The sequence below is a fragment of the Aquimarina algicola genome (genome assembly GCF_006443095.1).
Taxonomy (GTDB): domain Bacteria; phylum Bacteroidota; class Bacteroidia; order Flavobacteriales; family Flavobacteriaceae; genus Aquimarina; species Aquimarina algicola.
The window spans coordinates 288,307-311,669 of the sequence record NZ_VFWZ01000004.1; the positions used below are offsets into that span (position 1 = coordinate 288,307).

The 23,363-nt window shown below is 31.6% G+C and carries 24 protein-coding genes and 3 tRNA genes; 13 read left to right on the forward strand and 14 right to left on the reverse strand.

Translation table 11 applies throughout. The features are described from left to right. Nucleotides 1–7: 7 nt before the first annotated feature. Together FHK87_RS14940 and FHK87_RS14945 are read left to right on the forward strand one after the other, a co-directional pair. Complete coding sequence (locus FHK87_RS14940; RefSeq protein ID WP_140594483.1) at nucleotides 8–1,303, forward strand: amidohydrolase family protein; 1,296 nt, start codon at nucleotides 8–10, stop codon at nucleotides 1,301–1,303. 100 nt (nucleotides 1,304–1,403) lie between these two features. Then, nucleotides 1,404–1,817, forward strand: coding sequence for a hypothetical protein (locus tag FHK87_RS14945; RefSeq protein ID WP_140594486.1), 414 nt, complete (start codon nucleotides 1,404–1,406; stop codon nucleotides 1,815–1,817). A 109-nt stretch (nucleotides 1,818–1,926) separates the two neighbouring features. On the opposite strand, the gene FHK87_RS14950 is transcribed toward FHK87_RS14945, so the two are convergent. The 9 genes from FHK87_RS14950 to tgt all read right to left on the reverse strand — a co-directional run bounded on the left by FHK87_RS14950 (nucleotide 1,927) and on the right by tgt (nucleotide 12,553). Further along, nucleotides 1,927–3,051: a pyridoxal-phosphate-dependent aminotransferase family protein gene (locus FHK87_RS14950; protein WP_140594489.1), complete on the reverse strand. Its 1,125-nt coding sequence runs from the start codon at nucleotides 3,049–3,051 to the stop codon at nucleotides 1,927–1,929. Nucleotides 3,052–3,305: 254 nt separating this feature from the next. Continuing rightward, nucleotides 3,306–4,118, reverse strand: coding sequence for a DUF6503 family protein (locus FHK87_RS14955; RefSeq protein ID WP_140594491.1), 813 nt, complete (start codon nucleotides 4,116–4,118; stop codon nucleotides 3,306–3,308). A 75-nt stretch (nucleotides 4,119–4,193) separates the two neighbouring features. Further along, the gene (locus tag FHK87_RS14960; protein WP_140594494.1) at nucleotides 4,194–5,189 is read right to left on the reverse strand and encodes a DKNYY domain-containing protein; all 996 of its coding nucleotides are present in this window, start codon (nucleotides 5,187–5,189) and stop codon (nucleotides 4,194–4,196) included. Nucleotides 5,190–5,277: 88 nt separating this feature from the next. Further along, the gene (locus FHK87_RS14965) at nucleotides 5,278–6,462 is read right to left on the reverse strand and encodes an asparagine synthetase B (RefSeq protein ID WP_140594709.1); all 1,185 of its coding nucleotides are present in this window, start codon (nucleotides 6,460–6,462) and stop codon (nucleotides 5,278–5,280) included. Between the two features lie 175 nt (nucleotides 6,463–6,637). Further along, complete coding sequence (gene dnaB / locus FHK87_RS14970; RefSeq protein ID WP_140594496.1) at nucleotides 6,638–8,179, reverse strand: replicative DNA helicase; 1,542 nt, start codon at nucleotides 8,177–8,179, stop codon at nucleotides 6,638–6,640. A 168-nt stretch (nucleotides 8,180–8,347) separates the two neighbouring features. After that, on the reverse strand, nucleotides 8,348–9,301 hold the full coding sequence (locus FHK87_RS14975; protein ID WP_140594498.1) for an acetyl-CoA carboxylase carboxyltransferase subunit alpha: 954 nt from the start codon (nucleotides 9,299–9,301) through the stop codon (nucleotides 8,348–8,350). 51 nt (nucleotides 9,302–9,352) lie between these two features. Further along, nucleotides 9,353–10,285 (reverse strand): DMT family transporter, encoded by a 933-nt coding sequence (locus tag FHK87_RS14980; protein ID WP_140594500.1) that lies wholly within the window; start codon nucleotides 10,283–10,285, stop codon nucleotides 9,353–9,355. Then, nucleotides 10,272–11,342: an LptF/LptG family permease gene (locus FHK87_RS14985; RefSeq protein WP_140594502.1), complete on the reverse strand. Its 1,071-nt coding sequence runs from the start codon at nucleotides 11,340–11,342 to the stop codon at nucleotides 10,272–10,274. The genes FHK87_RS14980 and FHK87_RS14985 overlap by 14 nt, the downstream gene beginning before the upstream one ends. Before the next feature lie 80 nt (nucleotides 11,343–11,422). Beyond that, entirely contained in the window at nucleotides 11,423–12,553 is a 1,131-nt protein-coding gene (gene tgt, locus FHK87_RS14990) for a tRNA guanosine(34) transglycosylase Tgt (RefSeq protein WP_140594504.1), read from the reverse strand. A 242-nt stretch (nucleotides 12,554–12,795) separates the two neighbouring features. On the opposite strand from tgt, the gene FHK87_RS14995 reads away from it, so the two are divergent. The 3 genes from FHK87_RS14995 (at nucleotide 12,796) to FHK87_RS15005 (ending at nucleotide 15,370) form a co-directional block, all read left to right on the forward strand. After that, complete coding sequence (locus FHK87_RS14995) at nucleotides 12,796–13,641, forward strand: transketolase (RefSeq protein ID WP_140594506.1); 846 nt, start codon at nucleotides 12,796–12,798, stop codon at nucleotides 13,639–13,641. Nucleotides 13,642–13,661: 20 nt separating this feature from the next. Continuing rightward, nucleotides 13,662–14,615, forward strand: a complete 954-nt coding sequence (locus FHK87_RS15000) for a transketolase family protein (RefSeq protein ID WP_140594508.1) — start codon at nucleotides 13,662–13,664, stop codon at nucleotides 14,613–14,615. Nucleotides 14,616–14,782: 167 nt separating this feature from the next. Beyond that, nucleotides 14,783–15,370: a porin family protein gene (locus FHK87_RS15005; RefSeq protein ID WP_140594511.1), complete on the forward strand. Its 588-nt coding sequence runs from the start codon at nucleotides 14,783–14,785 to the stop codon at nucleotides 15,368–15,370. A 42-nt stretch (nucleotides 15,371–15,412) separates the two neighbouring features. Here the strand turns inward: FHK87_RS15005 and FHK87_RS15010 are convergent, their stop codons facing one another. Beyond that, the gene (locus FHK87_RS15010; protein ID WP_140594514.1) at nucleotides 15,413–16,369 is read right to left on the reverse strand and encodes an FKBP-type peptidyl-prolyl cis-trans isomerase; all 957 of its coding nucleotides are present in this window, start codon (nucleotides 16,367–16,369) and stop codon (nucleotides 15,413–15,415) included. A 92-nt stretch (nucleotides 16,370–16,461) separates the two neighbouring features. Here FHK87_RS15010 and FHK87_RS15015 point away from each other — a divergent pair, with 92 nt between their 5' ends. Next, nucleotides 16,462–16,851 carry an RNA-binding S4 domain-containing protein gene (locus FHK87_RS15015; protein WP_140594516.1) on the forward strand — a complete coding sequence of 130 codons (390 nt, stop codon included), beginning with the start codon at nucleotides 16,462–16,464 and terminating at the stop codon, nucleotides 16,849–16,851. Nucleotides 16,852–16,952: 101 nt separating this feature from the next. Beyond that, nucleotides 16,953–17,453, forward strand: coding sequence for a phosphoribosyltransferase family protein (locus FHK87_RS15020; RefSeq protein ID WP_140594519.1), 501 nt, complete (start codon nucleotides 16,953–16,955; stop codon nucleotides 17,451–17,453). Here FHK87_RS15020 and FHK87_RS15025 read toward each other — a convergent pair. Next, nucleotides 17,445–17,963, reverse strand: coding sequence for a shikimate kinase (locus FHK87_RS15025; RefSeq protein WP_140594522.1), 519 nt, complete (start codon nucleotides 17,961–17,963; stop codon nucleotides 17,445–17,447). The genes FHK87_RS15020 and FHK87_RS15025 overlap by 9 nt on opposite strands. A gap of 132 nt (nucleotides 17,964–18,095) precedes the next feature. On the opposite strand from FHK87_RS15025, the gene FHK87_RS15030 reads away from it, so the two are divergent. The 3 genes from FHK87_RS15030 (at nucleotide 18,096) to FHK87_RS15040 (ending at nucleotide 18,421) form a co-directional block, all read left to right on the forward strand. Continuing rightward, nucleotides 18,096–18,168, forward strand: a tRNA-Lys gene (locus FHK87_RS15030). Between the two features lie 36 nt (nucleotides 18,169–18,204). After that, nucleotides 18,205–18,277 (forward strand) — tRNA-Lys (locus FHK87_RS15035). 60 nt (nucleotides 18,278–18,337) lie between these two features. Continuing rightward, nucleotides 18,338–18,421 (forward strand) — tRNA-Leu (locus FHK87_RS15040). 270 nt (nucleotides 18,422–18,691) lie between these two features. Here the strand turns inward: FHK87_RS15040 and FHK87_RS15045 are convergent. From FHK87_RS15045 to FHK87_RS26285, 3 genes are read right to left on the reverse strand one after another with little or no spacing between them, the layout of a single operon-like run. Beyond that, nucleotides 18,692–18,991, reverse strand: a complete 300-nt coding sequence (locus FHK87_RS15045; protein ID WP_140594525.1) for a hypothetical protein — start codon at nucleotides 18,989–18,991, stop codon at nucleotides 18,692–18,694. After that, nucleotides 18,963–19,448, reverse strand: a complete 486-nt coding sequence (locus FHK87_RS15050; RefSeq protein WP_226294265.1) for a hypothetical protein — start codon at nucleotides 19,446–19,448, stop codon at nucleotides 18,963–18,965. The genes FHK87_RS15045 and FHK87_RS15050 overlap by 29 nt, the downstream gene beginning before the upstream one ends. After that, nucleotides 19,414–19,563, reverse strand: a complete 150-nt coding sequence (locus FHK87_RS26285; protein WP_226294266.1) for a hypothetical protein — start codon at nucleotides 19,561–19,563, stop codon at nucleotides 19,414–19,416. Before FHK87_RS26285 ends, FHK87_RS15050 begins: the two co-directional genes overlap by 35 nt. Nucleotides 19,564–20,078: 515 nt before the next feature. Between FHK87_RS26285 and FHK87_RS15055 the strand changes: the two genes are divergently transcribed. Genes FHK87_RS15055 through FHK87_RS15065 form a run of 3 tightly spaced genes read left to right on the forward strand, consistent with a single transcriptional unit; the run spans nucleotide 20,079 to nucleotide 23,350 of the window. After that, a complete protein-coding gene (locus tag FHK87_RS15055) occupies nucleotides 20,079–20,975 on the forward strand; it encodes a MerR family transcriptional regulator (RefSeq protein ID WP_140594530.1) in 897 nt (298 codons plus the stop codon). An 11-nt stretch (nucleotides 20,976–20,986) separates the two neighbouring features. Then, entirely contained in the window at nucleotides 20,987–22,480 is a 1,494-nt protein-coding gene (locus FHK87_RS15060; RefSeq protein WP_140594533.1) for a phytoene desaturase family protein, read from the forward strand. A gap of 30 nt (nucleotides 22,481–22,510) precedes the next feature. Continuing rightward, nucleotides 22,511–23,350, forward strand: coding sequence for a phytoene/squalene synthase family protein (locus FHK87_RS15065; protein ID WP_140594535.1), 840 nt, complete (start codon nucleotides 22,511–22,513; stop codon nucleotides 23,348–23,350). The last annotated feature ends 13 nt before the right edge of the window (nucleotides 23,351–23,363 follow it).

The following is a 23,363-nucleotide window of genomic DNA, read 5'->3' on the forward strand; positions in this document are numbered from 1 at the left end:
AATATCAATGAAAAAAATAATCAACTTCATAATTATTTCTATTTTCTTTCTTAATAATAGTAATGCTCAGCAAACTCCTGCAAAGATACAAAGTGATCCCATTACAATAATTGGAGCCACTGCGCATATTGGTAATGGAAAAACTATAGAAAATAGTATCATTATTTTTGAAAATGGTAAGATCACCACTATTGAAAATAACAATAATACAGCTACAAAAGGTAAAATAGTACAAGCAGAAGGCAAACATATTTACCCTGGTTTTATTGCTCCAAATTCTACATTAGGATTAGTAGAGATAGGTGCAGTGAGAGCATCTGACGATGATTCTGAAATTGGAACTTATAATCCTCATATCCGAAGTATCATTGCTTATAATGCAGAAAGTAAAATTGTTGAAAGTATGCGCCCTAATGGCGTATTGATTGCACAAGTTACTCCTAGAGGTGGTAAAATCTCTGGTACATCATCTATAGTACAATTAGACGCATGGAATTGGGAAGATGCTATTATCAAAATTGATGATGGAATACATATGAACTGGCCCAATATATTTACTAGAGGACGTTGGTGGCTTGGAGAAGAACCCGGTTTTAAAGCAAATAAAGAATATAACAAACAAGTTTTAGAATTAAAAGATTTTATCAAACAGTCTAAGGCTTCATTAAAATCTAATGCATCAGACATTAAAAATTTACCCTTTTTAGCTATGAAAGGTATTTTTGACGGCTCTCAAACATTATTTATTAATGCAAGAACCGAAAAAGAAATTTTAGACGTTATTTCTTTTGCAAAAGAATATGAATTAAAAAAAATTGTAATTGTTGAAGGCTGGGAAGCTTATAAAGTAAAAGAGCAATTGAAAAAAAATAATATTGCTGTGTTAGCTACCAGAACACATTCTACACCTCAACTAGAAGATGAAGACTATGATATTTCATATAAAAATCCTAAAATACTAATGGATGCCGGAGTACTAGTAGCACTTCAAAATAGTGGGCAAATGGAACGGGCAAATGCTAGAAATCTACCTTTTCAAGCAGGAACTGTTGCTGCACATGGATTAGATAAAGAAAAAGCGTTACAACTTATTACAGGAAATAGTGCTAAAATTTTGGGCATTGATAGTTTTACCGGGACACTAGAAGTTGGCAAAGACGCTACCTTATTTATTAGTAAAGGAGATGCTCTGGATATGCGTACAAATCAATTAGAAAAAGCATTTATACAAGGACGAGAAATAAGCTTAGAAACACATCAAACAAAACTTTGGAAACGATATGTTAATAAATACAAGCAATAAATTATTGTACACTATCTCTACATAACAAATAAATTAATAAAGCTTAAATTTTTTGTAGGGTATTTTCAATATTATGTGTTATAGTAAAAAGAAATACTTCATGAAAACTATAATTATTTATGTCTTTGCCTTTTTTATTTTTTCCATTGCAACGGCACAAAACACAAAAAGTTATCTCGGTTTTGGAAATTTTAAGAGCAATATATCTCTGACTAAAAGTCATTTTAACTTGAGTACTATCAAAATACCTAACAACACAAAATATATTTTTGGTAACAATGCAGTAAATATCTATGGATATCAAAGAAGTTACTTCCCATCCATATTACAACAACAGATTACATCTAATGTTTCTATTGGTTTTAATATAGATCCATTTTGCTTATACCCCACAAATTCGATACTATTAGGTTCAAATCTTAGTAATAATGGATATCAATTTTCAACAACCGAAATAATAATTGGTAATACGATTCAAGCTATTCAAATACTTGACATTTTAAGTAATTTTTAAAAGTATTCGCAATCTAAAAGTACAATAGGCTAATTAAAAACAATTAGCCATATCATATATATTCATGGTATTTGATATCAAAAACAAATGTAACTTAAAGCTAATATCACTACACTCCTTTAAACTCATTCATATCTTCAAGAGCACTGATCAGCATATTTACATGATTAAGAGTACAGCTTTCGCCCATAATACCAATTCTCCATATCTTTCCTGCAAAATCACCTAATCCTCCTCCTACTTCAATATTATAATCTTTTAATAGTTTATTACGAATCAAAGCCTCGTCATTACCATTTGGTAAAAAGACAGAATTAAGATTAGGTAAACGATGCTGTTCTTCTACTAAATATTTGAAACCTAATTTTTCTAATTTAGCTTTCAGTACTTGATGTACAGCATTATGTCTCTCCCAACGGCTTTCTAACCCTTCTTCTAATACTATTCTTAAAGATTCTCTAAGTGCAAATACAGAAGATACAGGAGCTGTATGGTGATACGCCCGTTTAGATCCGCCCCAATAATTTTTTACTAAACTCAAATCAAGGAACCAGCTCTGAACTTTAGTTTTTCTATTTTCTAGAGCTTGTACTGCTCTATCCGAAAAACTTACCGGAGATAATCCGGGAGGGGCACTTAAGCATTTTTGAGTTCCAGTGTAGATCGCATCTATATCCCAATCATCTACTCTAAGTTCTACACCGCAATATGATGTTACTGCATCTACCATCAACATTCCACCTGCATTATGCACCAAGTCACTTATTTCTTTAATAGGCTGTAATGCTCCGGTAGAGGTTTCTGCATGTACTAATGCTAATAACTTAGGTTTTGGACAAATATTAAGTACTTTTTTTACATCTTCTACTGTAATGATGTCTCCCCATTGTTTTTCTATTTTATGAACTTTTGCTCCACAGCGTTCTGCTATATCAGTCATACGACCTCCAAAAACACCATTTACACCAATAATTATTTCATCTCCAGGTTCTAAAAGGTTAACCAAACAGGTTTCCATACCTGCGCTTCCCGGAGCAGAAACTACAAATGTGAGATGATTTTGAGTTAAAAAAGTTTTTTGAACCATTGATTTAACCTCATCCATGATCGATACAAATTCTGGATCTAAATGACCTATTAAGGGTGTAGACATTGCTTTTAATACTCTTGGATGCGCATCTGACGGACCTGGCCCCATCAAAATTCTGTTACTTGTGTTTAGTTCTGTATACATTATATTTTTTATTAACTCAATAACTATATCGTTTTCGTAAAATTATAGAATTTTAAATCTTTATCTCTTTTAAATTTTATATGGTTATCATAAATAATTCTAAAATCTGATGATCTTATAAAACATCAGTCTATGATACTTCAAAAATTATCATTTTATAAAAAAACAGTTTTGATTTTTATGAAAAAAAAAATTAAAGCAAAAAGGGTAAATCAAATTTGACTTACCCTTTTTCTAAAAAATTCATCTAATTTTTATAACGTACTACTTTCTTGTGTTGAAGTTTTTTTGAAAATTGAAGGAGATACTTTTTCAGTATTTGCTTCTGCGTTTACAAAACTTCTTTCACTTTTTACATCACCTACTTCACCATTTTCGTACGCTCTCCATTTAATTGTCTTAGGAAGTAATAATCCATTTACATCATTCCAATCAGAGTATTCTATTAAGCTAATTTTATCACTGGCTTCTTTACTAAAAAATGTAACTGTATATCCTAAAAATTTCATTTTTTTGGTAGTTGCATCATAATATAGGAAATAATTGTCTTCTGGTGAGTCTCCTACTCCGTCATTATACGAGATTTTATAACCAGGGTAAGATATATCGCCTATTTTAAGATCATCTACTTTTTCATAGCTAATTCCTTCGTCTCCCAAAACGAAAGGCATTGCATAAAAATAAAACATAAGATTATGATAAAAACGAGGATTTCCTTTGAAAGCAGTCGAATCTTCTTGTTCTAACCAGGCTTCTTCTCCATCAAAACCTAATACAAATACATTAGTTTCAATTCGAGCATGACGAGTTTTAAGATCTGTAGTATGTTTTTCGTTTCCGTCAGTTTTTTCTAATTCAAAAACTAAAGTATTCATTGCATCAAAAGCTTGGATTCCTCCATGCGCTTTAAAAATAGCTGCTATATCCTCAGGAAAATCAGCTGATCTATCCTTTACAATTTCTTCTTTTTTTGATTCTTCTATTACAGGTTCTTGTTCTGTTTTGACCTCTTGTTTACAAGCGAAAATTACCGTAGCCAAAAGTGCTAATAAGGTTAGTTTTTTCATGATTATACTAATGAGTTAATTTTAGCAAGTGTAGTCGTATTGCTTACCTAACCTTACATCAAATACCATTATTTTTTATTTTTTTACAATTTTACCTGATTCATACTTATTATTTTTATCTAGAAAGATATATTTATAATCATCATATCTAAATGTTTTTGGATCTGCTCCTTCTACAATTTTTCCCAGAAAAAAAACATGTTTTGCATCCTTTGTATATCCATACGCAACTTCTTCAAATGATGATGCATCTGCTGCTTCTAGGATCATTCCTTCGAAATAAATTTTGTCCTCTACTCTCATCATCGTATATCCATCAAAGAACTTAACTTTTTCAATATCTTTATATGGAATACTGACAATTTTATTTACATCTTCAAAATTTCTACGATATACATATAGATAAATATATTTATCATCGTACAAAGAAGAAGAATTTAACTCTTTTACTTCTGAAAGATTTACTCCTTCTATTTTAAATAATGGTTTTTGATATTTATAATGATACACCCCATTACTATCTTTACAGAATTGATCATTTATAACTTCAAAGGATTGATAATCTACATCCTTCATAATCGTATCATTTCTAAAAATAAAATTTTTATCTTTTGCGAAATCGTAACTGAGCTGTCTATATGTACTAGGATCAGCATTTTCTAATATTCTAAATGCATTTTTTGTATCATTTGAATAATAATCAGTCAAAACATAGACATGATTTTTATCTTTGGGTACACGTCCTGCTTCTACATTAAAAGATGAAACATCTACTTCAAAATTTATAATTTTATGATTAAAATAGGCATGGTCATTATCCTTTGCATAGTTATTTCCAAGAACCTGAAAAGAATTCATATCAACTTCCATTTCATGTTTACCCAGTTCAAACCAGTTACCCATTGGACTATAAATAATATGTTCTTTATCTCTTGAATAAAAATAGGAATCTGATAGTTCTTCATTTACTAGATCACCAAAGGGATTAAAAAATCTATATACCCCGTAAACAATGAGTGAACTTATAATTATAAAAATAGCTGCTAAAACCATTAGTACTTTCTTGACCATAATTTTGTTTTTACTCTATTTAAAAACAAAGTTATAGAAAATGCAAAATAGATGACCCCTATAAACAGTGAAATAGAATGTATGCTCCTTATGTTTTTTGTTTTTTCTTTTTTGCAGCTGGAAAGAGTACATTATTTAGAATCAAGCGGTACCCAGGCGAATTAGGGTGTAATTCTAGCTCTGTTTTTGGATCGCCAACTCTATGCGTATAGTCTTCTGGATCATGTCCACCATAAAATGTAAAAAAACCTTTTCCTTTTATACCATGAATATATCTGGCTTCGCCATTGGTTTTATTTTCTCCTAAAACTAGCACATTTGCTTTTAACTCATTTGGATTATAAGCTGTAGTTTGTCCCATAAATCCTTTTACTAATGCTGTATGATTTTGGCAAAGCATTGTTGGCACAGGGTCCCATTTTGCAGAAAAATCCATCAAAGTAAAATAATCTGTTGTTTTAGAAATACGACGTAATCTTGTCATATCGATCGATGAAAATTCATATACCATTGGGCTTCTTTCTAAAGTAAAATTGGTAAAAGCAAATGTTTTATTGTAATCAATTTTAGATTGATATCCCGGGTCACTAGGATCACCATCAAACATTGGTTCGCAAATATCAACACCTTCTGCGGCTAAAGCAATTTCAAAACTATCTGTCGCGCTACACATGGCAAACATAAAACCACCACCTACAACATAGTCTCTTATTTTTAACGCTACTGCTAATTTTTGTTCTGAAACTTTATCATATCCTAATTCTAGTGCTTGCTTTTCTGCTGCAGCTTTCTCTCTAATATACCAGGGTGCAGCTCTATAGGAAGCATAGAATTTTCCATACTGTCCTGTAAAATCTTCATGATGCAGATGGAGCCAATCGTATAAGATGAGGTTATCTTCTAAAACTTCTTTATCATAAATAACCTCATAAGGAATTTCTGCAAAAGTTAATACCATTGTTACCGCATCATCCCATGGTTGGTTCCCTTTGGGAGAATACACGGCAATCTTAGGTGCTTTTTCTAAGACTACTGCCTCCATATTTTGAGAAGGGCTGTTAATCTCATTGAGAATATTTTCGGTTTTAGAATTGCTTAATATCTCATAAGAAACTCCTCTAATTTTACATTCTTTACGAATTTCTTCTGAATCCGGTAATAAAAAAGAACCTCCTCTATAATTGAGTAACCACTTTACTTTTAGATTTTTGCTAAGTGTCCAATATGTAATCCCATATGCTTTCAAATGATTTTGTTGCTCTTCTGCATCCATAGGTATAAGCACATATGACGCATAAGATTGTAAGGTAAACAATACAATCCCAACACTTACTAGGTATTTTATATAATTTTTTACCGCATTCATTCAACTTCTAGTTTAAAAAACATAAACATAGTCTCTACAAAACTATATCAACATTTTGGGGTTAATCATTTAAAGATGTTGATTAAAAAGGTACTTCATCATCACCTCCAGAATCGTTCATACTACTCCCAAAAGCTTCATCCGCACTAGGTAAATGACTAGTATTGAATGGTTCTTCTTCTCCTTCATTCATTTTAGAATGAAATTCGAAAGGAGTACTGAAATCATCTAAGTTATCAAATTTACCTAAGTGTCCAATAAATTTTAACCTAATATTTTCTAAACCTCCATTACGGTGTTTGGCAACAATAAACTCTCCTTGCCCCTGAGTAGGTGATCTTTCTTCATCATCCCATTCTTCAATTTTATAATATTCAGGACGGTAAATAAAGGCCACAATATCTGCATCCTGCTCTATCGCTCCAGATTCCCTAAGGTCACTTAACAGAGGCCTTTTACTTCCTCCACGTGTTTCTACTGCACGTGATAACTGAGATAGTGCTATTACAGGCACGTCTAACTCTTTTGCTAATGCTTTTAAGTTACGAGAAATAGTAGAAATCTCTTGTTCCCTGTTACCATTTTTACCTGTTCCCCCAGCTGTCATCAACTGCAAATAATCAATAACAATCATTCGTATACCGTGCTGAGAAGATAATCTACGCGCTTTTGCTCTAAGGTCAAAAATAGATAGAGAAGGCGTATCATCAATAAAAAGAGGAGCTTTTTCTAGGTCTTTTACCTTTACATTTAGCTGCTCCCATTCATGTTTTTCTAGTTTTCCAGTACGTAGTTTTTCTGAAGACAATCCAGTTTCTGAAGATATTAATCGTGTAATCAGCTGTACCGAAGACATCTCCAATGAGAAAAATGCTACAGGAATATTTTGACCTACTGCCATATTCCTAGCCATAGAAAGTGTAAGTGCTGTTTTACCCATACCTGGGCGGGCAGCCACGATGATTAAATCACTTGGCTGCCAACCCGAAGTAAGCTTATCTAACTTATCAAAGCCAGATGGGATTCCACTTAAACCTTCTTTGTTTGAAATCTCCTGGATTTTTTTCTTTGCTTGAATTACTAAACTTTGAGCTGTCTCTGTAGAACGTTTAATATTTCCTTGCGTAACTTCATATAATTTTGATTCTGCCATATCGAGCAGGTCAAAAACATCTGTAGTTTCATCGTAGGACTCTTCAATAATTTCATTTGATATTTTAATCAAACTCCTTTGTATGTATTTTTGAAGAATAATACGCGCATGAAACTCTATATGAGCTGAAGACGCTACTTTTTGAGTAAGTTGTATTAAATAATAATCTCCACCTGCTGCTTCTAACTTAGCATCTTTTTTAAGTTGGCTCGAAACCGTTAATAAGTCAATAGGTTCAGAGTTTTCAAAGAGCTTATAGATCGCTTCAAAAATATATTGATGTGATTCTCTATAAAAAACATCAGGATTAAGAATATCAATAATTTCATCTACTCCTTTTTTATCAATCATCATCGCCCCAAGCACAACTTCTTCTAAATCAACTGCTTGAGGAGGTATTTTTCCTTTCTCCAGCGGTATTACGTTCCCCCGACCGTAATTAATCTGCTGAGTTTGCTGTACTTTTTCCATATCTGCGAATGTAAAAAAATTGTAAACAGATGCACCTAAATATAAAGATACGAATGTTCACCAGTCTTTAACAAAAAGACTGTTAATAAGTAAATTTTATTGTTGATAACCATAAAAAAATCTGAAGCTCGACACCTCAGATTTATGTAATAAGTGATTTTTTAGGGGTTAGTCTTTGAAGACTCCCATGCTCGCATATTTGTCCATTCTTTTTCCCACCAATTGTTCTGGTGATAAGTTTTTTAATTCTTCATAAGAAGACAAAATTGTATCTCTTACTGTTTCAAAAGTGGTTTCTCTATCACTATGTGCTCCTCCAAGAGGTTCTCTGATAATAGAATCTACAACCTTGAGCTTCACACTATCTTTAGCAGTTAATTTTAATGCTTCTGCTGCCTGTTCTTTTTGTTCCCAGCTTCTCCAAAGTATTGAAGAACAGTTTTCTGGAGAAATTACAGAATACCATGCATTTTCTAGCATTAACACCTTATCTCCTACTCCTATACCTAATGCTCCGCCACTGGCTCCTTCTCCAATTATAATAACTATAATAGGCACCTTCAAACGAGTCATTTCTAGTATATTTCTGGCAATAGCCTCTCCTTGTCCTCTTTCTTCTGCTTCTAGTCCAGGATAAGCTCCGGGGGTATCTACAAAAGTAACTACGGGAAGATTAAACTTTTCTGCACTTTTCATTAAGCGCAAAGCTTTACGATATCCTTCTGGATTAGCCATCCCAAAATTTCGATATTGTCTAGTTTTAGTATTATATCCTTTTTGTTGACCGATAAACATAAAACTTTGGTTTCCTATTTTTCCTAATCCACCAATCATAGCTTTGTCATCTTTTACTGTTCTATCACCATGCAACTCTAAAAACGAGTCTCCACAAATTGCATTGATGTAGTCTAAAGTATACGGCCTAGAAGGATGCCTAGATAACTGAACTCTTTGCCAAGGAGTTAGATTTTTGTATATCTCTTTTTTAGTTTCTTGTAACTTTTTTTCGATTTGTTTGCATGTATCCGTAACATCAACTTCACTTTCTTCGCCTATGGCACATGCCTTTTCGAACTGTTCTTTTAGTTCTTTAATGGGGAGTTCAAAATCTAGATATTCCATATCAAGAATTTAATTTATATTAACTAAGGTTAGCTGACAAATATAAAAACTTTACTTCGTAATGTTGTGCAAAGTTGATCCTCTTTTTCGTTTTTTAGCATTTTTAATAATTCCATTGAGGATTACAGTGCTTAAAATAATAATTGCACCATAATAAAATTGAGGACTCATTTTTTCTTCCTCTCCAAAAATCATATATGCCAATAGTATTCCATAAACAGGTTCTAAATTGATTGTAAGCATCACAGTATAAGGACTTAGGTATTTCATAACCTGCACAGAACCTATAAAAGCATAAGCTGTACAAACAGATGCCAGTACTAATAAATATAGCCAATCTGAAGTTGAAAGCTGAAAAAATGACCAACTAAATCCTTCTATAGTAGTTCCTATAAAAGTTCTTACAAGTAAGTATATAGTTATTACTCCTACTCCACAAAGTAATTCATAAAAAGAAATCATTGATGAATCATTTTGTTTTGCAAGTTTGCCATTAATCACTGAAAAAACAGATGATAAAAACGCAGAACAAAGTGCATATATAATTCCTAGAAAATAGTCTCCTTCTACTTTAAATATAATATAAAGCCCTAATATTACAAGCACCCCAAAAAACACTTCGTACCAAATCAATTTTCTTTTGTAGAAAACAGGCTCTAGAATTGATGTGAAAAAAGCTCCTGTAGAAAGCATTGCCAGTGTTATAGATACATTAGACACTTTTATCGCAGCAAAAAAAGTGATCCAATGTAATGCAATGACCACTCCGGCAGATAATAGAATCAGAAATGATTTTTTTGAAACTTTTAAGGGTATTTTTTTGAAAAAAATATACAAAAAGATAAATCCAGACGCTAGTAGCATTCTGTACCATACTAATGGCAATGCATCAATAGTAATCAACTCTCCTAAGATCGCTGTAAATCCCCAAATGAATACAATAAAATGTAGGTGAAGGTAATTTCTTAACTCAACGTTTTGCATTATACAATAAATAAATAGCCAAAATACCAAAAGATACATTAGGGAACCAAACTGCTACTATTGGAGGAAAATCTGACTGATTCGCAAGTGTTCCCAATACTTTATCAAAGAAAATAAAAATAAAAGCTAGTGATATTCCTACAGCTAGATTAACCCCCATACCACCACGTCTTTTCATAGAAGAAACAGCAACACCGATAACAGTAAGAATAAAAGCAGATATAGGAATACTCCATCTTTTGTATGCTACAACTTTATACCTATTAATATCAGAAGAACCTCTTTTACTCTCTTTTTCTATAAATTTACTTAATTCTGTATAATTAAGTGTTTCTGCAACATAAGTCACAGGTGTAAATTCGTCAATATTAAATGGTAGTACTGTATCTTTTTTAACCGCTTTTTCTATAATATCTTTATCTTCTAAAACAGTACGTTTTACATAATTTTTTAATTCGTAAATACTGTCTTTAAATAATATTCTTCTTGCAGAGATTTTCGTTGTTAATTTATTTTCTTTAAAATATTCTATTGTAAAATTGGTTGCTGATTTTTCTAAAGGCTTAAAATTATTAGCATATAAATACATGCTATCATTTAATTGCCTGTATACGTTTTTAGTTTCTTGTACCTTTTTATTTTTTTTGAGATATGTATATTTAAATTCATTAAACCCCTGACTCGCTTTTGGAGCTAAGAATAATCCCATAGCCAATGCACCTATACAAATAATAACAGCACCAATCATATAGGGTCTAAGAAATCTCCAAAAAGAGACTCCGGAACTCAAAAAAGCAATAATTTCAGTTTTGTTGGCTAGTTTTGATGTAAACCAAATTACAGACAAAAAAACAAAAAGAGGAAATAATAGATTAGCAAAATAGACTGTAAAATCAAGATAATACCCTATTACAGCTTCAACCGGAACTTTATGCTCAAGCATATTATCGATCTTTTCAGAAAGGTCTACTATGATTCCTATAGGAATAAAGAGTAGTATCATTGTAAAAAATGTTCCTAAATATCGTTTCAGTATATACCAATCGAGTATTTTCATTTGCTAATTTTTACTGCCTTACTTGTAAACAGTTTTTACTTTTTAAAAAATTAATTATTTGAACCAACAATTTTTATGTATTACAACCTTTTATCCATTTGCTTCACCATCATATTTTTCCAAGAATAAAAATCCCCTGCTAATATATGTTTTCTTGCTTCTCTAACTAACCAAAGGTAAAAACCAAGGTTATGAATTGTTGCTATTTGTCTACCTAGCATTTCATTTACAGAAAAAAGGTGTCTTAGATATGCTTTGGTATACTCTGTATCAACATAAGTGATTCCCATCTCGTCTATTGGAGAAAAATCATCTTCCCACTTCTTATTTTTTATATTAATTGTACCATGAGCAGTAAATAACATTCCATTACGTCCATTTCTAGTGGGCATAACGCAATCAAACATATCAACTCCTAAAGCAATATTCTCTAAAATGTTAATAGGGGTACCTACTCCCATTAAATATCTTGGTTTATCTTCTGGCAAAATATCGGTAACTACTTCGGTCATCGCATACATTTCTTCTGCAGGTTCACCTACAGACAATCCCCCTATAGCATTACCAACCGCACCTGCATTAGCAATATACTCCGCAGATTGAATTCTCAAGTCTTTATAGGTACTCCCTTGTACTATCGGAAAAAATGCCTGATCATATCCATACTTAACAGGAATTTTATTTAAATGTTGCATACAACGATCCAACCATCTGTGTGTCATATGCATACTACGCTTAGCATAATTATAATCACATGGATAAGGTGTGCACTCATCAAATGCCATGATAATATCGGCACCAATTGTGCGTTGAATTTCCATTACATTTTCTGGAGTAAACACATGATAAGAACCATCAATATGTGATTTAAATTTTACTCCTTCTTCTTTTATTTTACGATTTGCAGAAAGTGAATATACCTGATACCCACCGCTATCAGTCAAAATATTTCTATCCCAATTCATAAACTTATGCAATCCTCCTGCTTTTTCGAGAATTGAAGTTTGAGGTCTTAAATACAAATGATATGTGTTTCCCAAAATAATGTCGGGGTTAATATCATTCTTAAGCTCTCGTTGATGTACTCCTTTTACTGTAGCAACTGTTCCTACAGGCATAAAAATAGGAGTTTCTATAACACCGTGATCTGTAGTTATATTACCTACTCTAGCCTTACTTAATGCATCTTTACCTAAAAGATCAAATTTCATCCTTCTTATTTAATAGAGGGCAAAGATAGCCAACATATTTAAGTTGAATATAGATTGAAAATCTTTTTATTTAATTTATTAAAAAACAACACTTTAAACGACAACGTATTTAAAACAACACAATGACTCCCTATTATTTTGTTATTAACATTGATTTTTTAATTAAAAGCTATCAATAGATTTTGAAGCAGGTTGTAAAACCTTTATTTTTGCGGCTTTATTATCAAGAAATCAGTAGCATAATGCCAAAAACAACACAATTAGAAGATTTTGCAACACAAGTGCGTAGAGATATTTTACGTCAAGTGCATAAAGTAAACTCAGGACACCCAGGAGGTTCTTTGGGATGTACAGAGTTTTTTGTTGCCTTATTTCAAGAAATACTTGAACGAAAAAGTGATTTTGATATGGATGGAATTGACGAAGACATTTTTTTCTTGTCTAACGGTCATATTTCACCAGTCTACTACAGTGTACTAGCCCGTAGTGGATACTTTCCTGTAGAAGAATTAAATACGTTTAGGCTAATCGACAGTAGATTACAAGGTCATCCTACTACTCATGAAGGCCTACCTGGTATTCGAATCGCCTCAGGCTCTTTGGGACAAGGGATGTCTGTAGCTATAGGGGCTGCACTAGCAAAAAAACTAAACGATGATCCACATCTTGTATATAGTCTACATGGTGATGGAGAATTACAAGAAGGTCAAATATGGGAAGCTGTTATGTATGCAGCCGGAAATAAGGTAGATAATTTAATTGCTACTATAGACTACAACGGGCAACAAATCGATGGTTCTACGGATGACGTACTTCCTTTAGGAGATTTAAAAGCAAAATTTGAAGCTTTTGGTTGGGATGTTATGGAGATTAAAGAAGGGAACTCTATGTCTGCTGTTATTGAAGGACTTCGCGAAGCAAAAAATCGAACAGGAAATGGTAAGCCAATTTGTGTTCTTATGCATACAGTAATGGGTAATGGTGTTGATTTTATGATGCATACACATGCATGGCATGGTAAAGCTCCAAATGACGAACAATTAGAAATAGGATTAGCACAAAATCCAGAAACATTAGGAGATTATTAATCTACCAAACTAAAAAAGAAATGAAAAAATATATAGATACAGGAAAAAAAGATACACGTTCTGGTTTTGGTGCTGGCTTAGAAGAATTAGGGAAGACAAATGATAATGTTGTTGCATTATGTGCTGACTTGATAGGTTCGTTAAAAATGGATGCTTTTAAGGCAAATCACCCAGAAAGATTCTTTCAGATTGGAATCGCAGAGGCAAATATGATGGGAATTGCTGCCGGGCTCACCATTGGTGGAAAAATCCCTTTTACCGGAACATTTGCAAACTTTTCGACAGGAAGAGTTTATGACCAAATACGCCAATCTATTGCGTATAGCGGTAAAAATGTAAAAATTTGTGCATCTCACGCCGGATTAACACTTGGTGAAGATGGAGCTACTCATCAAATCTTAGAAGATATTGGTCTAATGAAAATGCTGCCGGGAATGACGGTAATCAATACTTGTGATTATAATCAAACTAAAGCTGCTACAATTGCAATAGCAAATCATGAAGGCCCCGTATACTTAAGATTTGGAAGACCTAAAGTAGCTAATTTTACTCCAGAAGATCAAGAATTTGAAATTGGAAAAGCAACTATGCTTCAAGAAGGTACAGATGTCACTATCATTGCAACAGGGCATCTGGTCTGGGAAGCTTTGATAGCAGCAGAAAAATTAAATGAAAATGGTGTAAGTGCAGAAGTTATAAATATTCACACAATTAAACCATTGGACGAAGAAACAATATTAAATTCTGTAAAAAAGACTGGTTGCGTCGTAACTGCCGAAGAACACAATATTCTTGGAGGATTAGGAGAAAGCGTTTCTAGAGTATTAGTTAAGAACAATCCTGCTCCACAAGAATTTATTGCTACAAATGATATCTTTGGAGAAAGTGGGACTCCAGAACAGCTTATGGAAAAATACGGATTAAATGCTGCCGCTATAACCAAAGCCGCTCAAAAAGTATTGACAAGAAAGTAAAATCAATTCTACAATAACTATAAAAGCCCTTTTGAACATACTTCAAAAGGGCTTTTACTTTCTTACAAATAGAATAAAATACAATTTTATCCGTTTTCTTTATACACTAGCCTAAAGACCAAAATCACTCTAATTTTATTAATTTTTAAAAAAGTAAATTAATTACAATGAAAAATGTATTTGTTTTATTAGTGTTATTTAGTTCTAGCATTTTATTAGCTCAACAAGAAAAAAAGTTAGCTCTTGGTGTAAAAGCCGGATTAAATTATGGAGATAATGGCGAGATTGAAATTGCCGATGTATCTAGAATATCTGCAGACGACAGAGTGGGATATCATGTAGGATTATTTTTAAGAGGAAAACTTACAGATAACCTTTATCTAAAACCAGAATTACAATATACAGTAAATAATAGCACATACGAGGTTAATGGTCAGGATCTAGATTACAATGTAAAAAAATTAGATCTTCCTATCCTACTTGGTGTCAATCTCATTGGGCCTGTTCATGTCTTTGGGGGTCCTGCTTTGCAATATATCGTAGAAAATGACCTTGATGATGTACGGTTACGGGATGTAAAGAATGATTTTACAGTCGGGCTTCAATTTGGAGCAGGATTACAGTTAGGACGTATAAATGCAGATATCCGATATGAAAGGGGGCTTAGCAAAAATAGAGCCGAATCTATAGACGAAGATATACGAGTAGATTCAAGACCCAATCAATTTATATTAAGTTTGGGTGTAGACTTCTAAAAAAGAAAAAAGCTCTAGTAATTTACTAGAGCTTTTTTCTTTCTAATTTTTTATTTCTCTACTATCATTATCTAAATGATTAAATACCCCATCATTATCATCATCATAAAATGTAATTTCATCTTCTGTGATGATTCCATCTCCATTCGCATCATTTACTGTGATTTCTTCACTTGTCAAGACCCCATCTCCATCATCATCTAAATCTCTAAAATTAGGATTATTATCCTCGTCTGTATTATCAAACATTAATCGATCTCCATCGACATCTTCTAAGTAAGAAGGAATACCATCTCTATCATGATCAGATTGATTAACGCTATACAATTGCATATTAAATATTATTGGAGAATATGCAGGAATACCTGTTTGTGGCACATCAAAATACCCTAAACCTGAAGGCATAAAAACAATAAGATGTCCAAATCCTGTAGCAGATATTGTACCATCTGCATTAACCGTAATATTTTCTTTTAAAGCACCTTTGAAATCTACTACAGCCTCTCTCCATCCTTCTATAACACTTATTTGATCAAACCATATAGGTGTAACAGCACTATCAAATAAATCATTTCTGTTATCTGTCTCCAATAGTTGTCCTCTATAGGTAACTAAAGTAGAATCTGCAAATGTTGGTTGATACTCTCCTTCTCCTCCATTAATATTTAAAACATACAAATTGTATTCTACATCATTTCTAGTAATTTTTTTAGTTGTCAAAAGACTAGAATTTATCAAAGCTTCTTTATCACTATTTTCTCCTGCTATAGTATCTAAAACTGCAATTTCATAATCTGGTATATCATCACCATTAAGATCTACTTCTTCTACGGTATAGAAATGTGTTTCTAAATATTTTTGTAATAAAGCATCATCTGTAACTTGTTGTTCTCCTCTATCATTAGGCGGAACCAAATTAGGAGCATCATCATCATTATTACAAGCACTTAGTGCTAATATAAGTACAACAACAGTAGAAATATATTTAATTACATTCATCTAAATTATTTTTTTAGGGCGCAAGATACGATTTTCTTGTACTTTTGTTTGACATATTTTTAAATATAATAACCTATCTCAAATCAGTTTTTATGAGAGTCGACAAATATTTATGGTGTATTCGTTACTTTAAAACCAGAAGTATTGCAACAAAAGCTTGTAAAGAAGGTAAAGTTCGTGTAAATGGAGAACTTATTAAACCTTCTAGAGAGGTGTATGCATCTGATAAAATTACAGTACGTAAAAATCAAATAAATTATGAACTCATGGTACTAGATACACCTGATAATCGTATTGGCGCAAAACTTGTTGATATCTATCGTAAAGACATCACTCCAAAAGAAGCGTTGCAAAAATTAGACCTTTTAAAGTATTCTAAAGATTATTATAGGAAAAAAGGTACTGGAAGACCTACAAAAAAAGATAGAAGAGAAATCGATGATTGGTTTATTGAAGGAGCTTCTGATGATAGCGAGGAATAAACTCTAGAAATTATAATATCACACAATTCTTTTTAATATTTGAAACTTATAACATATAACAAATCATCTATCAATTACAAATAAAGCAACAACATAAGAACATGTATCCAGATCAGAATATAATACTTACCCACGAGCAAATACAACATAAAATAAAACGAATTGCTTATCAAATATACGAGACCAATGTTGAAGAAGATGAAATTATCATCGCTGGAGTTGCAGAAAATGGGTATATATTTGCAGAGAGATTAAAATCAATCGTAGAGGAGATTTCTGAGATAAAAGTAACATTATGTAAAATTAGTATGGACAAAAAATCTCCTCAAAATACTGTAAAAACATCACTAGACATCACTGATTATACAAACAAAGCATTGATCATCGCTGATGACGTGCTTAATTCTGGAACTGCATTAATCTACGGTGTAAACTATTTTTTGAACGTGCCTTTAAAAAGAGTAAAAACAGCTGTACTAGTTAATAGAAATCATAAGAAATACCCAATTAAAGCAGATTTTAAAGGAATTTCGCTTTCAACTTCTTTACATGAGCACGTTGTTGTTACATTCGGAGAAAAAGATAATGCAGTTTTAAAATAATTTTGACCGTATCTCTGTCACGATTGTTTCTACAGTTTTCTGATCCGTTTGTACTTTGATATCTGATTGATTGTAATAGAAAGATCTTTCAAACAAATGTTTTCGTATGAAATCTTTGAGATCATCTTCATTAGTGAGATGTGCTATCAATGGTCTTTTACTTCTTTCACTTAATAATCTATGAGTAAGTTCTTCCAAAGAAGTCTGTAGATAAATACTTTTTACTTTTTCTGCTTCAATAATCAAATCCATATTTCCAGCAAAACATGGTGTTCCTCCGCCTAAAGAAATAACGGTATCATTCTTTTGCAAGACATCTTTTAGATAAGTATGTTCTTGTTTTCTAAAATAAATTTCGCCTTTATCATCAAAAATTTCAGAAATTGTTTTTTTTTCCTGATTCTCGATATAATCATCCAAATCTATGTAGTCAAACTCAAGAATCGAAGCTAACGCGCTACCTATCAAAGACTTTCCACTACCCATATATCCAATTAAAACTATATTCATATTATTATAAATCAACAGATGTTATTAAAAATTCATATTATTTTAAATAAAAAACAAATTTATATCAATTTCTTCTTGAAAAATAAATAATAGATACTATATTTGCACCCGCATTCAACAAAAAAGAATGACGACTTGGTAGCTCAGTTGGTAGAGCATCTCCCTTTTAAGGAGAGGGTCCTGGGTTCGAGCCCCAGCCAAGTCACAACAAAAAGTTCTTATACAAAATATAAATAATTTAGACTTGGTAGCTCAGTTGGTAGAGCATCTCCCTTTTAAGGAGAGGGTCCTGGGTTCGAGCCCCAGCCAAGTCACAAAAGTACTGCATTATAACAGTACTTTTTTTGTTTTAGAGTATCAATTTACTCAAAACTGCCCAGGTGCTGGAATTGGTAGACAGGCATGGTTGAGGGCCATGTGTCCATTAGGGCGTATGGGTTCGACTCCCATCCTGGGCACAAAAAAAGAGATGTGTTTGTATGAAACACATCTCTTTTTTTATTTTCAACTTCAAGAATAATTATCTTAATTGCGCATAAAGCCTGAATTTGAAATATAGTTAGCTTCTACAAATTTCTTATGATCATCGCGTTAAAGACTACATAATCGCTTTGCAGAAAAGAATTTAAATTAGATTAAAAGAAATAAAACCAAAGAATAACAAATCATGATACTATATATCCAAAAAATTTGGATTTAATGGAAAATAATGAATACCTATAGAAAAATTATTTCTTATTAGTCTTAGCATTCAAAAAATCAATAATACGATAATTTAGAGCCTCTTTGCTCATATCATCATCTATATTATTTTTGAGATGATATCCAAAAGAATAATTTGCAGAAAATTCTTCGATATCACCAGCGCCAAGCTCTTTATATTTTGTTAGGACATCATTCCAATCAACTTTTTTGAAGTTATCATTGTTAATATCATCTATGATGTCATTAAAAGTATCATTCCATTTTTTAAGTTGGTCAAATCCTTTCCTGATAAAACTAAAAGGAGTTTTGTTGGTTTTGTTCATTGTTAAGTTTCTTTCTTCGGTTTCTAAAGTAATTTAAAACTATAATAATACTTATCACTATAGTTATGATAAAACGAACATCGGGCTTACTATAAACTGTTGTTCGCGCATTTAATATCTGAATCAATAATGTATACCCAGCTTGTAGCATTGGCACCCATAATACAAAACGATATCTTTTACCCTTGGCTGCTATATACCAACCAATGAGGGATATAAATATAAGCAGATTTTGGAAAAATTGATACAAAAAAATCCTATAAGTTGAAAACCCCATGATTCCACCGTCTTTATCCGTCAATATATCTTGTATACCAATAACGGGAATCCATGATCTAACACCTTCTCCTCTTTCGGTTATAATATCATGTAAAAATGGTAGCATTGAGAGTACAATAATCCCCAATGCTACCAACATCTCTCTAGGTATCTTGCTCTTTGAATTCGTCTTTTTCAATTTTGTTGAGGTTTTCAATAAGTTGTGTCTCTTCGTCGATTGAATCGTTAGTACACGAAGATAAAGAAAAGATCATTGCTGTCACAAAACAAATTATTAATGCTTTAGTTTTCATAAATTAAAAAGTTTAAGGTTATAATTAATTATTATGAAAGCTAATAAAAAAAAATTGTTTAAACGATGACATAAAACAGGTAATCTTTACAAAATTTAACATTTCAAAAATAAATCATCACACATTATTAGCAATAAATCCCTGAAAATCAGAAATAAAAAAAATAAAACTTCTCTTTATGTAAAGTCTACTAAAAAAATAGATTAAACACCATAAGTGCATTCTAAAAATCACTTATTTGACTTGTAAAATGTATTAGTTGCATCATACTTATTAAATCTTATTTTGATGTTCAATCTATTATTACATGTCATCAAAATATAAAAAAAACACTAGTTATTTATACAAACTTCGACTTGAGAAAAATAAAAAACATATAAACTTTAACTCTAAAAACCAGAAGAATAAGACAACGTTATCTCATTTTTTTAACAGTAAAGTTTACTATTTTAACAAATAATGAAAAAAAATATGAATTCTTTTAACTAGTTTTGTTTAACTTTTTTAAATAAAAGATGAACAACATTAAACAAATATTTAGTATTAAAGATCTAGAAAACCTTTGCGGTGTAAAGGCTCATACTATTAGAATATGGGAAAAAAGATACAATTTACTTACTCCCGACCGTACAGAGACTAATATAAGAACTTATAATTTAAAAAATTTACAAAAATTGCTTAATGTTACTTATTTGGTCAATAGTGGATATAAAATATCTAGGATCTCTAAGCTCAACGAGAATGAAATCAATGAATATGTAAGAAGTATTGTATCTGACAATAGTACAAAAAATCAAGCCATAAACTCTTTGAAAATAGCAATGCTCAATTATGATCTAGAATTATTTTTAGGGACTTATGAGCAACTAGAGAGCACTAGAAATTTTAGACAAATATTTATAGATGTTTTCATTCCATTACTCAAAGAAATAGGATTACTATGGCAAACTGATACTATCAGTCCTTCTCACGAGCATTTTATAACTAATTTAATCAAACAAAAGCTTTTACTCAACATAGAGAAATTGCAATACACAAAGCCGACAAAATCAGATAAAGCTTTTATTCTCTTTTTGCCGGATAATGAGATTCATGAATTAGGGTTACTCTATATCAATTATGAAATATTGTTACATGGATATAAAGCCATATACCTTGGTCCTAGTATTCCTTTAGATAGTTTACCCAATACATTGACTTTTCATGAAAACACCATTTTTGTATCCTATTTTACAATAAAACCTGAAAAAGATAATATCGAAAAATATATAGAAGACTTTAATAGAATAGTATGTAATGATAGAATTAGTGAATTTTGGATGCTAGGCAAGCAAATCATGCATATATCTAAAAATACAGCAGATAATCATCGCTATTTTGATTCATTAGACGCTCTTCTTGTAGAACTTTAATATAACCGTATATGCACAAAAAAATCTCAATAATTGGTTCTGGGTTTTCATCACTATCAGCATCATGCTACCTCGCTCAACTGGGACATGATGTAACCATATATGAAAAAAATCCAACAATTGGTGGTAGAGCTAGACAGCTCAAAAGAGATGGTTTTACATTCGATATTGGTCCATCATGGTATTGGATGCCTGATGTATTCGAAAGCTTCTTTGGAGATTTTGGCGTAAGCGCTTCAGACTTCTATACTTTAGATAAATTAAACCCTGCTTATAAGGTCTTTTTTAAAGATAAAGAAACGATCTCTATTGAGGATTCATTAGAAAAAATTTATGCCGCATTCGAGCAAGAAGAAAAAGGTAGTTCTCTAAAACTTAAAAAATTTATAGATACTGCTAAGAATAATTACGATATAGCAATCAAAAACCTTGTATATAGACCTGGAGTATCTCCTCTTGAGCTCATTACAAAAGAAACTATTAAAAGAGTGGGGCAATTTTTTAGTACCATATCTAAAGAGATTCGAAGCGAGTTCAAAAACGAAAAACTGATTCAGATACTTGAATTTCCTGTACTTTTCTTGGGAGCAAAACCTAGCGATACTCCTGCATTTTACAGTTTTATGAATTATGCTGATTTTGGTTTAGGAACATGGCATCCAAAAGGTGGAATGTATCAAGTTATTCTTGGTATGGAAAAACTAGCAAAATCCCTGGGAGTCAATATTCATACAAACTCTAATGTTGAAAAAATTATTGTCGAAAATGGTCAATCAAAAGGATTGATTGTAAACTCTGAGACTATTCTATCTGATATTGTTTTATGTGGAGCAGATTATCATCATGGAGAATCATTGCTTGATTCTCAATATAGACAATACTCAGAAAAATACTGGTCTCAAAAAACATTTGCGCCTTCATCTTTATTATTTTATGTAGGCTTTGACAAAAAATTAAAAAATATAAATCATCACAATCTGTTTTTTGACACTGATTTTGATAAACATGCAAAAGACATTTATGATCAACCAAAATGGCCTGATGAGCCTTTATTTTATGCTAATTTTACTTCGCTCACAGATCCGGGATCTGCACCAGAAGGTAAAGAAAATGGTTTTTTCTTAATTCCGTTAGCTCCCGGTATTGAAGACACCGAAGAGCTAAGAGAACTATATTTTGATAAAATAATACATCGTTTTGAATCTTTGACAGATCAAAAAGTTAAAGACAGTATTATTTTTAAAGAATCATTTTGTGTTAAGGATTTTATTAAAGAATATAATTCTTACAAAGGCAATGCTTATGGAATGGCAAATACGCTATTACAAACTGCTTTTTTAAGACCTAAACTAAAAAGTAAAAAAGTTGATCATTTATTTTTCACAGGGCAACTTACAGTTCCCGGACCGGGAGTCCCACCATCATTAATTTCAGGAAAATTAGTCGCAGGACTTATAGAAGCTCAATATAAAAACGCAAAAGAACTCAAACTCATTACAACATAACAATACAATTCATCTTAAATTTCTATCCCTATGAAATCTATTTTCGATACCGTGTCTTATAATTGTAGCAAGATTGTTACAAATTCATATAGTACATCATTTTCATTAGCATCAAAAATGCTTTCTGATTCGATAAGACAGGATATTTATAATATATACGGCTTTGTTAGATTTGCAGACGAAATTGTAGATACATTTCATGATTATGACAAAGAAGTCTTATTCAATGATTTTGAAATTGAAATGTATAAGGCTATCGATCAAAAAATAAGCCTTAACCCAATCCTCAATGCTTTTCAACAGACAGTTCACCAATACAAAATAGATGCAGAATTGTATGAAGCATTCATGAAAAGTATGAGATTAGATTTACATAAAACAAAATATTTGACCGATCAGGAATACAAAGAATATATATACGGTTCGGCAGATGTTGTAGGTTTAATGTGTCTAAAGGTTTTTGTAAAAGGAGATAAGAAAAAGTATGATGATTTGAAACAAAGTGCAATGCATCTAGGCTCTGCTTTTCAAAAGGTAAATTTTTTGCGTGATTTAAAAGCTGATTTTGAAGATTTAGAAAGAACATATTTTCCAAATACTAATCTCAATCAACTCGATGAAGAGTCAAAATTAAAGATAATAGAAGAAATCGAAGAAGATTTTGAAAAAGGATTAGATGGAATTCTAAAATTACCGGTAGAAGCAAAATTTGGAGTATATACAGCCTTTATATATTACAAAAAACTACTGAACAAGCTAAAGAAAACACCGTCATTAGAAATTAAAAATACTCGTATAAGAGTTCCAAATTATCAAAAGCTTGGATTATTAGCTAAATCTTATGTTGATTATAGATTAAATTTAATTTAATTGTATTTTTATA